Origin of the sequence: Nonomuraea guangzhouensis (assembly GCF_019396345.1) — a bacterium.
GTDB classification, from domain to species: Bacteria; Actinomycetota; Actinomycetes; order Streptosporangiales; family Streptosporangiaceae; genus Nonomuraea; species Nonomuraea guangzhouensis.
Genome location: NZ_JAHKRM010000001.1, coordinates 67,235 through 82,114, shown reverse-complemented (window position 1 = coordinate 82,114; position 14,880 = coordinate 67,235). Strand labels below are relative to the sequence as shown.

The 14,880-nt window shown below is 67.3% G+C and carries 12 protein-coding genes and 1 pseudogene; 11 read left to right on the top strand and 2 right to left on the bottom strand.

What is annotated here, in order from left to right; translation table 11 throughout:
• The first annotated feature begins 1 nt into the window (after position 1).
• From KME78_RS00340 to KME78_RS63750, 4 genes are all read left to right on the top strand, one after another.
• Positions 2-1,537: a YifB family Mg chelatase-like AAA ATPase gene (locus KME78_RS00340; RefSeq protein WP_219526657.1), complete on the top strand. Its 1,536-nt coding sequence runs from the start codon at positions 2-4 to the stop codon at positions 1,535-1,537.
• A gap of 658 nt (positions 1,538-2,195) precedes the next feature.
• Entirely contained in the window at positions 2,196-3,230 is a 1,035-nt protein-coding gene (gene dprA / locus KME78_RS00335; RefSeq protein WP_308126748.1) for a DNA-processing protein DprA, read from the top strand.
• 975 nt (positions 3,231-4,205) lie between these two features.
• On the top strand, positions 4,206-5,072 hold the full coding sequence (locus KME78_RS00330) for a tyrosine recombinase XerC (protein ID WP_219527169.1): 867 nt from the start codon (positions 4,206-4,208) through the stop codon (positions 5,070-5,072).
• A gap of 467 nt (positions 5,073-5,539) precedes the next feature.
• Complete coding sequence (locus KME78_RS63750) at positions 5,540-5,818, top strand: hypothetical protein (RefSeq protein WP_246650108.1); 279 nt, start codon at positions 5,540-5,542, stop codon at positions 5,816-5,818.
• A 738-nt stretch (positions 5,819-6,556) separates the two neighbouring features.
• Here the strand turns inward: KME78_RS63750 and KME78_RS67805 are convergent.
• Positions 6,557-7,402, bottom strand: a pseudogene (locus KME78_RS67805) (M23 family metallopeptidase); the annotation flags it as partial.
• A 133-nt stretch (positions 7,403-7,535) separates the two neighbouring features.
• Between KME78_RS67805 and KME78_RS00320 the strand changes: the two are divergent.
• Positions 7,536-8,009 carry a GNAT family N-acetyltransferase gene (locus KME78_RS00320; protein WP_372454863.1) on the top strand — a complete coding sequence of 158 codons (474 nt, stop codon included), beginning with the start codon at positions 7,536-7,538 and terminating at the stop codon, positions 8,007-8,009.
• Positions 8,010-8,089: 80 nt separating this feature from the next.
• On the opposite strand, the gene KME78_RS00315 is transcribed toward KME78_RS00320, so the two are convergent.
• Complete coding sequence (locus KME78_RS00315) at positions 8,090-9,571, bottom strand: MFS transporter (protein ID WP_308126747.1); 1,482 nt, start codon at positions 9,569-9,571, stop codon at positions 8,090-8,092.
• Between the two features lie 102 nt (positions 9,572-9,673).
• Between KME78_RS00315 and KME78_RS00310 the strand changes: the two genes are divergently transcribed.
• The 6 genes from KME78_RS00310 (at position 9,674) to KME78_RS00285 (ending at position 14,871) form a co-directional block, all read left to right on the top strand.
• The gene (locus tag KME78_RS00310; protein WP_219526654.1) at positions 9,674-10,288 is read left to right on the top strand and encodes a helix-turn-helix domain-containing protein; all 615 of its coding nucleotides are present in this window, start codon (positions 9,674-9,676) and stop codon (positions 10,286-10,288) included.
• Positions 10,289-10,507: 219 nt separating this feature from the next.
• Entirely contained in the window at positions 10,508-11,437 is a 930-nt protein-coding gene (rpsB, locus tag KME78_RS00305; protein WP_219526653.1) for a 30S ribosomal protein S2, read from the top strand.
• A gap of 267 nt (positions 11,438-11,704) precedes the next feature.
• The gene (tsf, locus tag KME78_RS00300) at positions 11,705-12,538 is read left to right on the top strand and encodes a translation elongation factor Ts (RefSeq protein ID WP_219526652.1); all 834 of its coding nucleotides are present in this window, start codon (positions 11,705-11,707) and stop codon (positions 12,536-12,538) included.
• Positions 12,539-12,661: 123 nt separating this feature from the next.
• Entirely contained in the window at positions 12,662-13,360 is a 699-nt protein-coding gene (pyrH, locus tag KME78_RS00295; protein ID WP_246650107.1) for a UMP kinase, read from the top strand.
• A gap of 43 nt (positions 13,361-13,403) precedes the next feature.
• A complete protein-coding gene (gene frr, locus KME78_RS00290) occupies positions 13,404-13,961 on the top strand; it encodes a ribosome recycling factor (protein WP_219526650.1) in 558 nt (185 codons plus the stop codon).
• 70 nt (positions 13,962-14,031) lie between these two features.
• Entirely contained in the window at positions 14,032-14,871 is an 840-nt protein-coding gene (locus tag KME78_RS00285; RefSeq protein WP_308126746.1) for a phosphatidate cytidylyltransferase, read from the top strand.
• Positions 14,872-14,880 lie beyond the last annotated feature (9 nt).

Genomic DNA, 14,880 nt, shown 5'->3' with positions numbered 1-14,880 from the left:
GATGGCAGTTGCGCGAACCCGCAGCGTGGCCCTGGTCGGCGTCAAAGGCCGCAGCGTCGAGGTGGAAGCCGACGTGGGCAACGGCCTGGCGGGGATCCACCTCATCGGCCTCCCGGACACGGCACTCAGCGAGGCCAGGGAACGGGTCAGGTCGGCGATGGTCAACAGCCATTATCCCTGGCCCGACGCCCGCATCACGGTAAGCCTCTTCCCCGCGAGCCTCCCCAAGCGGGGCAGCCAGTTCGATCTCGCGATAGCCATCGCGATACTTGGCGCAGCCGGCGTGGTTCCCGCTGACCGGGTCGCAGAGCCATTCTTCCTCGGCGAGCTCGGCCTCGACGGACGCCTGAGACCCGTACGAGGCGTTCTCCCGTCGGTGCTGGGCGCGGCCGAGCACGGAGACGTCACGGTGGTCATCCCCGCCGCCAACTCGGCGGAGGCGGCACTGGTGCCCGACGTCAAGGTGGCACCCTTCGCCGACCTGCGCCAGCTCGTCGAGTGGCTACGAAGGGGAGACGATCCGCCAGAGCTGTACATCCACGACATCCCAGAGCCGCAGCCGTCGACCATCCAGCCGACGGTCGACCTGTCCGACGTGGCCGGCCAGCCGGTCGCCCGCCGAGCGCTCGAGATATGCGCCGCCGGAGGCCACAACATCTGGATGCTCGGCCCGCCCGGCACCGGCAAGACCCTGCTCGCCGAACGCCTGCCCACGCTCCTGCCCGACCTGGAGCTCGACCACGCGCTCGAGGTGACGGCCATCCACTCGGTGGCAGGCATTCTGCCGGCCAGCAGCCCGATGCTGAGCAGACCGCCGTTCGTCAGCCCCCATCACACCGCCACGGCGGCGGCCATCGTCGGCGGCGGCAGCACCGCCATACGCCCAGGCGCAGTCTCCCTCGCTCACCGGGGAGTCCTTTTCATGGACGAAGCTCCCGAATTCCCGCGCCACATCCTCGACTCCCTCCGCCAGCCCCTTGAGACCGGTCGCGTCACGGTGTCCAGGTCATCAGGCTCCGTCACCTTCCCGGCCCGCTTCATGCTCGTACTGGCCGCCAACCCATGCCCCTGCGCCCAGCCCCAGGACCAGGGGGAAAACTGCCAGTGCTCCCCGACGATGAGACGCCGCTACCTGGCCAGACTGTCCGGCCCGCTTCTCGACCGCATAGACATGAAGGTCACGGTCGCCCGTACGTCCAGACGCGAACTCATGGCAGACCGCCAGTTCGTCGAACCAAGCAAAACCGTTGCCCAGCGCGTACTGGCAGCCCGCGAACGAGCCGCCAAACGCCTGGCCGGCACCGCCTGGCGTACGAACGCCGAAATCCCGTCCGCCGCCCTCCACGCCGACTACCGCCCTTCAGAGGCCGCCATGAAGTGCATGACGACCGCCCTGGACGCGGGCACCCTCAGCGCCCGCGGCCTCGATCGCGTCCTCCGAGTCGCATGGACCCTTACGGACCTGGCAGGGAAATCCCACCCCGAATACGCGGAAACATCGACGGCACTCGCCTTGTGGCTGGGGGTGAACACGTGACCACCCCATCCACCCCGCAACAGCCACCGCATTCCAGCGCCCACCCCCACCTCCACCTCCGGGGTCCAGAAATCCGCCTTACCCCCATGCGGTGCGCGCCCGTCATGAAGGCGTCCCCACCGCCGTTCACCAAGATTCCCAACCCTCAGGAGCGCCGATGACGAGAGCAGAAGTGGTGGCAAGAGCCGCCCTCATGCGTGCGGCCGACGCCGGCGACCCCACCATGGGCCGTCTCATCGCCTGCTGTGGGATAGAGGCAGCAATCGACGCCGTACGCACGGAGACCCTCCCGCCCGACTTCATCACCCAGGAAACCCAAGACCTACACCTCACAGCCCCCACGCAACGAGAGACAGCAGACCAAAACTGGCAACAAGTCACAGAACTCATTCCGCACCACACCGCAAACCTCAACCAGCGACTCCCAAACCCAAGCCAGCAATGCAACGAGGGCTCCACCCAGGAACGCAAGGAGGGCCCCACCCAGGAACACATCACGAACCCCGGCGAGCAAGGCGGAACGCCCCTCACCCAGCAACGGAGCTCAAAACCCACCCAGCGGCACATAACAGACTCCGGTCATCAACTCGGAGCAACCCTCGCCGAGCGCCGCATTACAGACCTCACCCAGCGACTACGCGCCTGGCACGCCCGCCTGGTGTCCGCCGACCCCATAGCCGACCTCGCCGAGGGCGAACGAAGCGGAGCCAGATTCATCATCCCCGGCAGTCCCGAATGGCCCACCCAACTGGACCAGCTCGGACCCCGCAGCCCCCTCGGCCTGTGGCTCCACGGCTCGGCCGACCTGCGCTTCTCCTGCCTGCGATCGGTCGCCGTCGTCGGCGCACGGGCCGCCACGGCGTACGGCGTGCACGTCGCGGCCCAGTTCGCCGTGGGATTCAGTGACTCAGGCTGGACGGTGGTCTCAGGCGGCGCATTCGGCATAGACGGCGCGGCGCATCGCGGTTCCCTGGCCGCGGACTCTCCCACGGTCGTCGTCCTGGCCTGCGGCGTCGATGTCACCTACCCGACCGGACACCACGACCTGTTCGCCGCCGCCCGCGACCAGGGCGTAGTGGTCAGCGAGTGCCCTCCCGGCGTCCACCCCACCCGAGCGCGCTTCCTCATCAGGAACCGCTTGATCGCCGCCCTGTCCCGAGGCACCGTCGTGGTGGAGGCGGCACTCCGCAGCGGCGCACTCAACACAGCCGGTCACGCCTTGTCACTCCAACGCCACCTGGCGGCTGTACCAGGCCCGATCACCTCCACCATGTCGGCCGGCTGCCACCGCCTGCTTCGCGAACGCAAGGCCGTCTGCGTCACCTCACCCGAAGAAGTGATCGAACTAGTCGGCGCGATAGGAGACGACCTGGCCCCCCAATCACGAGGCCCGGCCGTCCCACGAGACACGCTGAACGAAGCGACCAGCCGCGTCCTCGACGCCATCCCCACACGCGGCGCCGCGGGCCCCGCATCCATCGCGGTAGCGGCAGGAGTCTCCCTGGACGCGGCTTTGAGCGCACTGGGCGGCCTGGCCGCCGCAGGCTACATCGAAAGAGTGGACAAGGGCTGGCGCACCCGCAAAACGCTGTCGAGCACGTACCAGAAGGCCAACGAAACGGCCCCACTACGGCAGTACCCCTCAGACCAAAACGACTATGACGATCTCCCCCCATCCCCCGACGACCCGTGAACTTCCCGAACAGCCCACACCAACGCCCCGCTGAGCCCCACGGCGGTAACCGGGCCGTCCGGCGATCGTCGGAATCGCGACCCCAGCCGGGATCGGTCAGTGCCGTCACTCGCGGAAAGCATTCTTCTCCTACCGGCTGGCCGTCGATCGGTTGGAACTCCCGCCCCGATAGATGACATCCCGCCAAGTGGCGCAATTTCCAAGGCCAAGATCCAAAGCGCCAGCTGATCGTCCCTCAACGCCTCGCCCACGCGGGGGACGTCATCCTCCCGAACAACCGCAGACCGGTGTGCAAAGCTGGAGAAACGAGGCAGAGGCAAGACGAGATACGGGTACAAACCCACACCGTGGCACCGAAAGGGACGAACCCGAAACAGCAGACCGCAGGTACGGCGCGATGAGCGAACCCAGGTAGGTTCGCGCCGCTTGGGCGGGCTGGCAGAAGCCCATGAGGCCGGAGGAGATCGAGCAGATCGGCACATACAGGCCACCGAAGCTCGTCAGAGGACACGAACCGCAGAGACGGATCAGCGGGCAGGACCATCAAGGTCGGCTGGTGGACGCGGCCTATCTGCCGGGTCGGCGGCTGCAGGCTTGTCAGCGAACCCTGAACTATGGCATGACACCCTGACCGCGGCTGGCATCACGCAACACCGCGGACACACCGCTCTGAACGGCCGGCCACCCGCTAGCCGCGTACCCAACCTCACAGGACAAAACACCTAGTGGGTTAGGGGGTCTACCCGCATCAATGGACCAATCGATGGGCACCCGTCGCGCTGGGTTGGCGACGAGGCGTGCGTGGGCTGGTAGCGAAGAAACGTCAGTAGGGCTTGCTTCACGAACACCAGTAGGGCTGCATGAACAGAAGGCAGGGCGCGCTTGACGCCGATCACCTGGTGTGCGGCTCCGGGAGTGGTCGGCGTCTACGAGAGGGAGGCGAATGTGGCCGACGGGCGGCTGGAAGCTGACGAGGTGATAGCCGAGTTCGGCAGATACTTGCGGTTCGAGAGAGACCTGTCTCCGCACACAGTCCGCGCGTACCTCTCCGACGTCACGGCCCTGTTCGACCACCTGAGCAACCGACTCCACGGCCTCGACATCAGTACGTTGCGCGAATGGCTGGCCGAACAGCATGCCGACGGTAAGGCGAGGGCCACGCTGGCGCGCAGGACCGCGTGCATCCGTACTTTCACGGCCTATTGCCATCGCAGAGGCTGGTTGCCGGATGACCCCGGGTTGCTGTTGGGCAGCGCCAAGGCGCCGCGCCCGCTGCCTGCCGTACTCGATCAGCAGCAGGCACAGGCTGTCCTCGAAGCGCCGTCAGCCGGAGAGCCCAAAGAACTGCGAGATCAGGCCATCCTGGAGCTGCTGTACGCCACGGGCGTGCGGGTGAGCGAGCTGTGCGCGTTGGACGTCGATGATGTCGACCGGGACCGGCACGTCATCAGAGTGCTGGGCAAGGGCCGTAAGGAGCGATCGGTCCCATTCGGACTGCCCGCACTCCGGGCTCTGGACAAGTGGTGCGTACACGGACGGCCTCTGTGGATCCGTGCCGGCTCAGGGGCGGCGGTGTTCCTCGGGGTACGAGGCGGTCGGATAGACCCGGGCACGGTACGACGGGTGGTGCACGCTCGGCTGCGCGAGGTCGAGGGAGCGCCGGACATGGGCCCGCACGGGCTGAGACACAGCGCGGCGACGCACCTACTCGAGGGTGGCGCCGACCTCCGCAGCGTCCAGGAACTCCTCGGGCACGCATCCCTGCACACGACCCAGATCTACACGCATGTCTCAATCGAGCGACTCCGCACGGCATACCGCCAGGCACACCCCAGGGCGTGAACGGACACCGGCTCGACGCCCAACCGAGCTACCGGAGCCCGGAGCCCGGAGCCCTGCTCCGCTTGCTCCGCCCTGCTCCGCGCGATCCTCGGATGGCTGACCAACGGCGACTGCATAGTTTGCGCGCGCACCATCGGTTTAACCCACTTCACCCTGATCCGCCTCCGCAACAGGCCAGGTGGGAAGACCGGGGCGGTCCGACGGCGGTGGAGACGGTATGCACAAGCTCTACCTGCGCGCCAACGGGATCCCGTCGAGTGTCGATCGCCTACAGCAGCGGACGATGCGGGTCGTGGGCGTCCATGTGCCGCGCCAGGCCGGGTGGAGGTGTCGATCAGCCGCCGGGTCATCACATCGGTCATTGCCCAGTACACGCGTGTTTCGCACTGATCGGGCGGTGCTCGTAATCGCGCACAAGGCGGCGGTGCAGGGCGAGCGTGCCGTAGGTCTGCTCGACCACCGATTGCTTGGGCTGGGGCACGAAACCCCTGGCCCTGGTCGGCCAGGTTGCGCTGAATGATCTGCGGGTCGATGCCAAGATCGCCTCAACAATGCCGGCTTTCCGCTCCTCGGGCCTACTTTGCGCGTTTCTTACCGACAGCCCTTCTTCGATAGCGCCGCTTACGCTGCTGTTTGCGGTGCTGGCCCCTCGCGGCTCCATGTTGCTGCGTTCGCGTACATCGATTACGGCGGATCAGGGTGAACAGCAGCAATGCGCCGAAGAGCGTGCCCACGCTGATGGCTGAGATGGCAACTGTTGAGACGAAACCTGCCACGAAGCGGAGGGCCGGTTTGAGGACCGCATGCTCGGGGGCTTGGCCCAAAGGGGTGGGGGCGGGAGCAGGGATGGGATCTGACCGAATCGCCGATGTCGAGGGGAGGGCAGTCGAAGATGCTGTCGCTGAGGGAGCTGCGCTGATGGGTGCCTTCTGGAGGTGCGCGGTGCTCGGGAGTGATGGGTGCGTTGAAAGGGTGACCGCGTTCAGATCGCTGGGACCGTCAAGTGCGTAGGGGCCATCCGGGGTCTTCAGAGTGTTAGGACCGTCAAGGTCGTTCAGGGCGTTCGGACCGCCCAGGGTGTTGCGGTCCAAGGTGTTTGGACCGCTTGTGCCGTCCGTGGCGCCGGGCTCGTCTGGACCGCCGGGACTGTCTGGATCGCCGGGCTCGTCTGGACCGCCGGGACTGTCTGGATCGCCGGGGTCGCCGGGACCGCCCGGACTGTCTGGATCGCCGGGGTCGCCGGGACCGCCGGGACCGCCCGGACCGCCGGGGTCGCTGGGGCCGCCCGGACTGCTCGGACCGTCTGGACCGTCTGGATCGCCGGGGTCGCCCGAACCGCCCGGATCGCCCGAATCGCCCGGACCGCCCGAACCGCCCGGACCGTTCGTGCCGTCCGGGGTGTTCAGAGCGTTAGGGGAATTCAGGTGCCAGTACGGGAGTAGGCGGATGTGGGCTTGGCCTAGGAGGAGCAGAGGGTCGAGGTAGTGAGCGCCGCGCAGGAGGCCCCAATGGAGACAGGATTCTTGGCAATGACCCGTTGGGCGTTCGATGAATCCGAGGCGGGTGCCGGGGGATACATGTTGGTTTCGGCGTACTGATGCGTTGACAGGCAGGTACGTCGTGCGTAGGCCGTTCGCGTGTTCGACGGTGACCACGCCCCGGCCGGCGAGAGGGCCGGCGAAGCGGACGATGCCTGGGCCTGCGGCTACGACAGGTGTGGTTGGTGCGGCGGCGAGGTCGATGCCGCGGTGGCCTGACAGCCATGGCTCGGGTGGAGGCGTGAAGTGACGGAGGACTCTGGGGTGTCCGTCCAGTGGCCATCGCCAGGTGGGACGGTCCGCGACAGCGGGGCTTGCGGATGCCAAGGGGATGGCGAAGGCGAAGAGGGCGGCCAGAAGAGTCAGCGGGCCTGAGGGTGCTACTCGCAGAGGGGAGTTCGTTGGCGGGGGATGGGTCGGCGTGCTGCCGCTAGAGGGATATGGGCCGATTGTGGAGTTTTGGTGGGTGGGGGACGGCGGGGAGTTGGGACTGGGGTGGGTGAAGGGAAATGGCGGCGGGGGCTTTGAGTGAGTGCATGGAGGTGACGGCTGGGGCTTTGAGTGAGTGCATGAAGGTGATGGCGGGGGCTTTGAGTGAGCGCACGGGGATGGCGGGTGAATGCGCGGGGATGGCTGCTGGGGCTTTGAGTGAGCGCAAGGAGGTGGTGGCGGGGGCTTTGGGTGAGTGCACAGGGGTGGCGGATCGGGGTTTGGGTGAGTGCACGGAGATCGCGGATTGGGGTTTAGGTGGGTGAAGGGGGATGGGGAATCGGTGGTGGGGGGAGTGGGCATGCGGTGAGTTTGTGGGAGGGCGGGGGGTGTTCGGCGGGGTGAACGTAATTCTGTGGAGGAAGCGCGCGTGAGTCGGTAAGCCTGTGGATAGCCGCCGGCATCGGGGCCGGGGCGGGTTTGGGGAGGCGGCATGATTGAGCTACGCGGATCTCGGGTGGTACTGCGAGGCGTCGTACAGGACGACGAGGCGCGGCTCCGGGAGATTGTTGCGACGCCTGAGGTGGCTCAGTGGTGGGGGCCTGTCGACGAGTTCGACGACATGCTGGCCATAACGGTCGGTGGTGAAGTGATCGGGGCGATCCAGTACGAGGAGGTGGAGGATCCGATGTATCGCAGTTCGGGGATCGATATCTTCCTCGGGCCTCAGTGGCATGGATGCGGATTCGGGCAGGACGCCGTTCGCACGTTGGCACGATGGTTGATTGAGGATCGGGGGCATCACCGGCTGACGATTGATCCTGCTGCGCACAACACGGTCGCCATCAACGCCTACGAGCGCGTGGGATTCAAGCGGGTGGGGATCATGCGGGCTTATGAGCGGGATCCGGTGACTGGGGAGTTTCACGACGGGCTGCTGATGGATCTGTTGGCGGGCGAATTGATCTAGCGCAACGGGCGGTTGTGCCTGGCCGAGTGAGCGTTGCGTCTATACAAGCGGGCGGTTGCGTCTAGACAAGTGGGTCGTGCTCAGCCAAGTGGGTCGCGTTCAGACGAGCGAAAAGGTTGTAGGTCGTCGGGAACTTGAGGGGAGAGTTGGGGCGGCGTCGGACCTGTGGGATCCGACAAGCGGCGGTGACGGCGGGGGCGCAGGGGAGAGGCCCAGATCCAGATCGTGCTGAGCGCGATGCCGGCCGCGGAGGCGATGATGACGGGACGCAGGCCCGCGAGCTCTGCCAGTGCGCCGCCTGCGAGGCCGCCCAGAGCCAGAACCCCCTGTACGGCGAAGGTCAGGGTGGCGTTGACGCGGCCGCGGAGTTCGGGGGCGGTTTCTCGTAGGACGATCGCGCCCATGCAGGTGGCGAACGCGACCACGATGCCGCCCGTGATCGTGCCGGTGAGCGTGAGCAAGGTCAGTTTCCACCAGAGCGGGCCGCTCAGCAGGCCCACGGCCAGGATTTCGATCGGGAAGAAGAGTACGGAGACGAGCAGCACGCGGTTCTCGCCGTAGCGTTTGGCGGCGCGGGTGGTGATCCAGGCGCCAAGGAGGCCGCCGACGCCGCCGAGGGCGATGAGGGCACCGATGAGGCCCCGAGGGATGCCGAGGGTGTTCACCATGTAGAGCATGTACACGGCCGTATAGGCCATGGCGAAGAAGTTGATGGTGACGCCCGCGCCGAGGAGGGCGCGCAGGACGGGGTGGGTGATGCTGGCGCGGAGTCCTTCGGTTACGTCTCGCCACATGCCTCGGGAGGGGGCGGGGTCGTTCTGCTCCGGGGCGCGGATCGAGCGCAGCAGCAGGGCGGAGGCCAGGAACGACAGTGCCTCCGTGAGCACCGCCAGAGGGGCCGTCAGGAGTTGTACGAGGAGTCCGGCCAGGCCGGGGCCGCCTACTGAGGCGACCGAATAGGAGGCGTGGAAGCCTGCCATCGCCTCCGTTCGCTGTTCGGGGGAGACGATCGCGGCCACGTGGGGGAAGTTCGCGGCTTTGAAGAGTACGCCTGCTGAGCCGATGACCAAGGCGACGACGATCAGCCAGAACGCGTTGAGTACGCCCAGGAGCCAGGCGAGGGGGACCGTTAACGCGGCGGCGCAGGAGACGAGTTCGCAGGCGATCATGAGCGGGCGGTGGCGGGAGAGGCGGTCGGCGATCGCGCCTGACTGGAGGCCGAGGAGCAGGGCGGGCAGCGAGGCGGCGGCTGTTAGGAGGCCCATCTCCATGGGGGAGGCGGCGAGGAGAGTGACGGCGGTCAGTGGGACGGCCAGCTTGGACACTTCGGAGCCGGTGATGGAAATGGTGCGGGCCGTCCAGAGCAGGCGGTAGTCGCGCTGCTTGCGGAGCGGGGTGAGGTCTGGCGCTGACAGAGGGTCCTTCGAGGACGCCATGCCGCGGGGCGGGGGAGGGGCTGTCGTGTCCTGCGGCGGTGAAGAGACGGCCGTCCCATGCGGTGAGGTGGCGGCGGACGGCATGGCGGCGGACGGGCTGGAGGTGGACGGGACGGGGGCGGGCACGCGGGGGCTCCTATTCGTGAAGGGAATGCTTCATAACTATGAAAGTAACCCTTCAGAGTTATGAAGGCAATGCTTCACGCCTCTTCCGGGTACCTTTGGGCCATGACGCGGGAGAGGGAGAGCCTCAGCGACCCCAAGGCGATGCGGGCCCTGGCGCACCCGGCCCGGCTGGCGATCCTGAATCGCCTGGGTGTCGAGGGCAGTGCCACCGCCACCGAGGTCGCCGAGGTCGCCGGCATCACTCCGAGTGCGGCCAGCTATCACCTGCGCATGCTGGCCAAGTACGGATTCGTGGAGGACGCGCCGCCGCGCGGTGATGGGCGGGAGCGGGTCTGGAAGCCGGTGAGTACGCCCCTGTCGGTCGGTGTGCAGCCCGGCGATCAGCCGGAGGTGCGTGAGGCCAAGAACCTGCTGATCCAGGCATTTCGCAGGGAAGCAGACGAAGAGGCCCGGCGGGCGCTGGAGAACATCGATCAGGAGCCCGAGGAGTGGCGGGCGGTGACCACCTTCAGCCGCCTGATGCTGCGGCTCGACGCCGAGGAGATGGCGCGGCTCAATGTGGAGGTCGAGAAGCTGTTCGAGCCGTACCTGGCGCGCGGTCGCGATGAAAAGGCGGCGCCTCCCGGTGCGCGGATCGCCGAGGCTCAGGTCAATCTTTTCCCGCATGTGAGGCGGGCGGCGCCGGGGCTGCCCACGGAGGACCACGACGCGGGCTGACCCGCGACGGTCAGGCCGGGGCGGCGTGGGAGGTAGACTTTTGGGTGGCCTGTTATCACAGGCCGACTTCGCATGCCCCATCGCGGACCGCGCCCTCGGTCCGAGCCACGGCTCGGCTGGAGCGGTTTCGGGGCATCAGGGCGGCAGCCACTGGGCTACCGCGGCACAACCGAGAACTGCGCTCGCCCGCACGGGCGCCCAGACCTGGAGGACCATCACATGGCCCCCGTCGTCACCATGCGACAGCTGCTCGAGAGCGGCGTTCACTTCGGGCACCAGACCCGCCGCTGGAACCCGAAGATGAAGCGCTTCATCTTCACCGAGCGCAACGGCATCTACATCATCGACCTGCAGAAGTCGCTGTCCTTCATCGACCGTGCCTACGACTTCGTCAAGGAGACCGTCGCCCACGGCGGCACGATCCTGTTCATCGGCACCAAGAAGCAGGCGCAGGAAGCGATCTCCGAGCAGGCGGCCCGCGTCGGCATGCCGTACGTCAACCAGCGCTGGCTGGGTGGCATGCTCACCAACTTCTCCACCGTGCACAAGAGGCTTCAGCGCCTGAAGGAGCTCGAGGAGCTCGACTTCGACAACGTCGCCGCATCCGGGCTCACCAAGAAGGAGCTCCTCATGCGCCGGCGCGAGAAGGACAAGCTCGAGCGCACGCTCGGCGGCATCCGTGACATGGGCCGCGTGCCCAGCGCGGTGTGGATCGTCGACACCAAGAAGGAGCACATCGCGATCAGCGAGGCCAAGAAGCTTGGCATCCCGGTCGTCGCGATCCTCGACACCAACTGCGACCCCGACGAGGTCGACTACCCGATCCCCGGCAACGACGACGCCATCCGCGCCGTCGGCCTGCTGACCAGGGTCGTCGCCGACGGTGTCGCGGCCGGTCTGATGGCCCGTTCGGGCGCCGCCCGTGGCGACGAGAAGCCCGCTGCCGCCGAGCCGCTGGCCGAGTGGGAGCGCGAGCTCATCGAGCAGGGCGCCGCCGAGCAGGCCGCTCCCGCTGAGGCCGCCGCTCCCGAGGCTGAGGCCGCCGCCCCTGAGGCCGAGACCGTCACCGAGGCTCCGGCCGAGGTCACGGCCGAGGCTGAGGCCGCGCCGGCCGCCGCCGAGGGCGAGACCGAGCAGCAGCAGGCCTGATCGCTCACGCCTCGGGTAAAGCCGAGGCGACGAGCAGCCGCGTGCACAGCCGAACCGCAGAGGCTCAACCCGGCGGCGGGGCGAAAACCCCGCCGCCGGGAAGAGCCGGGCAAGGCCGAAAGAGCCGGGCAAAGGCCGCGAACGGCAGGGCTGCTGCCCGGTAAGAACCGAGCTCCTGTACGGCAGCCGCCGGCCGTACGAACCATAGGGTGGGCGCCGGATCGCCGACACCACCCGATCCACGACGAAATCCCACAAGGAAAAGCAATGGCTTCCGTGAACATGGCCGACGTCAAGCGGCTTCGCGAGATCACCGCTGCCGGCATGATGTCCTGCAAGAAGGCGCTCGAAGAGGCTGAGGGCGACATCGACCGCGCCATCGAGCTGCTGCGCCTCAAGGGCGCCAAGGACGTGGGCAAGCGCGAGGCGCGCACCGCCTCCAACGGCCTGGTCGCGCTTCAGCAGGACGGCGACTCCGCCGCGGCGCTGCTGGAGCTCAACTGCGAGACCGACTTCGTGGCCAAGGCCGAGCGCTTCCAGGAGCTGGCCGGTCAGGTTGTCGCGCACACCCTGGCCACCAAGCCGGCCGATGTGGCGGCGCTGCTCGAGTCCTCCTTCGACGGCAAGAGCGTCAAGGAGCACCTCGACGAGGCCAACGTCGCGCTGGGCGAGAAGATCGAGATCCGCCGCTTCGCGGTGCTGGAGGGCGGCTACGTCGGCGCCTACATGCACCGCACCGACCCGGCGCTGCCGCCGGCCGTCGGCGTGCTGGTCCAGCTGGACAAGCCGAACGCCGAGGTCGCCAAGGACATCGCGCAGCACGCCGCCGCGATGGCCCCCCAGTACCTCAACGCCGCGTCCGTGCCCGCCGACGTCGTCGACAAGGAGCGCAAGCTCTTCGAGGAGATGACGCGCGAGGAGGGCAAGCCCGAGGCCGCCATCGGCAAGATCGTCGAGGGCCGCGTCAACGGCTGGTACAAGGACTTCACCCTGCTCCAGCAGGCGTTCGTCAAGGACAACAAGAAGACCGTCGGCAAGTACGCCGAGGAGAACGGCACCGAGGTGCTGGCCTTCGTTCGCTTCAAGGTCGGCCAGGCTTAGGCTTGAACGAAATTCCAGCCCATCGAACCGCCTAAGAGGGAGGCCGCCGCCGTGCAGGAGAACCAGGAGCCAGCTACGTCGGCGGCTTCTTCATATCAGAGCCCGCTCCGGTGGAAGCGGGTCATGCTGAAGCTGTCAGGTGAGGCGTTCGCCGGTGGCGATCCGCTGGGGATCGACCCGCTGGTGGTCGATCACCTGGCCGACTCGATCGCCGAGGCCGTACGCGAGGGTGTGCAGGTGGCGGTGGTGGTCGGCGGCGGCAACATGTTCCGCGGCGCGGCGCTGTCCGAGCAGGGCATCGACCGCGCCCGCGCCGACTACATGGGCATGCTGGGCACGGTCATCAACTGTCTCGCGCTGCAGGACTTCCTGGAGCGGCGGGGCGTCGAGACCCGCGTGCAGACCGCCATCACCATGCAGCAGGTCGCCGAGCCGTTCCTGCCACGCCGCGCGATCAGGCACCTGGAGAAGCAGCGCGTGGTCATCTTCGGCGCCGGGCTCGGCTCGCCGTTCTTCTCCACCGACACCGCGGCGTCCCAGCGCGCCCTGGAGATCGGCGCCGAGGCGCTGCTCAAGGGTACGCAGGTGGACGGAGTCTACGACTCCGACCCGCGGAAGAATCCCGACGCGGTCAGGTTCGACCACCTCGACTACGGCGAGGTGCTGATCCGCGACCTTCAGGTCATGGACGCCACCGCGATCAGCCTGTGCAAGGACAACGACCTCCCGATCGTCGTCTTCGACTTGATGGGCGAGGGCAACATCCTGCGAGCGGTCCGTGGTGAGAAAATCGGCACGCTGGTGAGTCCCGCAGGCAAATGAGGGAGTGCGCCCGACATCGCCAGCTAGAAGACAGGGAGCCGCTGTGATCGACGAAACCCTCCTCGAAGCCGAGGAAAAGATGGACAAGGCCGTCGCGGTCGCGAAGGATGACTTCGCGAGCATCCGGACGGGCCGGGTCACCCCTTCGATGTTCAACAAGATCAATGCCGAGTACTACGGCACGCCGACCCCGATCCAGCAGTTGGCCTCGTTCCACGTACCCGAGGCTCGCATGGTCATCATCCAGCCCTACGACAAGGGTTCGATGGCCGCGATCGAGAAGGCGATCCGTGACTCCGACCTCGGCGTCAACCCCGGCAACGACGGGGCGGTGATCCGTGTGTCGTTCCCCGAGCTGTCGGAGGAGCGCCGCAAGGAGTACATCAAGGTCGCCAGGAACAAGGGCGAGCACGCCAAGGTGTCCGTGCGCAACATCCGCCGCTCCGCCAAAGAGATCCTCGACAAGATGATCAAGGACGGAGAGGCGGGCGAGGACGAGGTCCGCCGCGCGGAGAAGGAGCTTGACGACATCACCCAGAAGCATGTCGCCAAGATCGACGATCTGCTCAAGAACAAGGAAACCGAACTGCTCGAGGTCTGAGCGGCGCGCCGCACGGCCCTCGCCCCAGGGCGGGGGCCGTGGCACAGGGAAGGCCCAGGGAAGAGACTCTGTGGAAGAACGTACGGCTGGCTCCAGCCCGAGCGGCGGCAGCCGTACCGGACGGAACCTACCTGCCGCGATAGCGGTGGGCGTGGGGTTGGGCGCGCTGGTCATCGGCACGCTCTACACCGTCAAGGAGCTCTTTCTCCTGGTGCTGGTGGGTGCCGTGGGCGTCGGGGTGGTGGAGCTGACCCAGGCGTTCGGCAGCCGTGGCATCAAGGTGCCGACCGTGCCCGTGCTGGGTGGCATGACGGCGATGCTGGCCGGTGCCTACTGGGGTGGGCCCGTCTGGCTGCTCGGCGCGTTCGTGGTGGTCGTCTTCGTGCTGCTGATCTGGCGGATGTTCAGCGACGGCACCGCCGGATATGTGCGTGACGCGACCGCCTCGGTGTTCATCCTGGTTTATCCGCCGTTGCTGGCCGGGTTCGCGGCGCTGCTGCTGGCGCCCGGTGATGGCCGGGAGCGGGTGGTCATCTTCATCGCGGTGACCGTGGCCAGTGATATCGGCGGCTACATCGCGGGTGTGCTGTTCGGCAAGCACCAGATGACCGTCATCAGCCCCAAGAAGACCTGGGAGGGGCTGGCCGGGTCCGTCATCGCGTGCGTCGTGGTGGGAGCCTGGCTGGTGAGCTGGCTCATGGGCGGGCAGTTCTGGCAGGGGGCCCTGATCGGTGCGCTCGCGGCGCTGCTGGCGACCGTCGGGGACCTGATCGAGTCGATGATCAAGCGCGATCTCGGCATCAAGGACCTGGGCTCGATCCTGCCGGGTCACGGCGGACTCATGGACCGGCTCGACTCGCTGGTGACCACACTGGTGCCGGTCTGGCTGCTGATGACGCTGTTCTTCTGACATACCCCG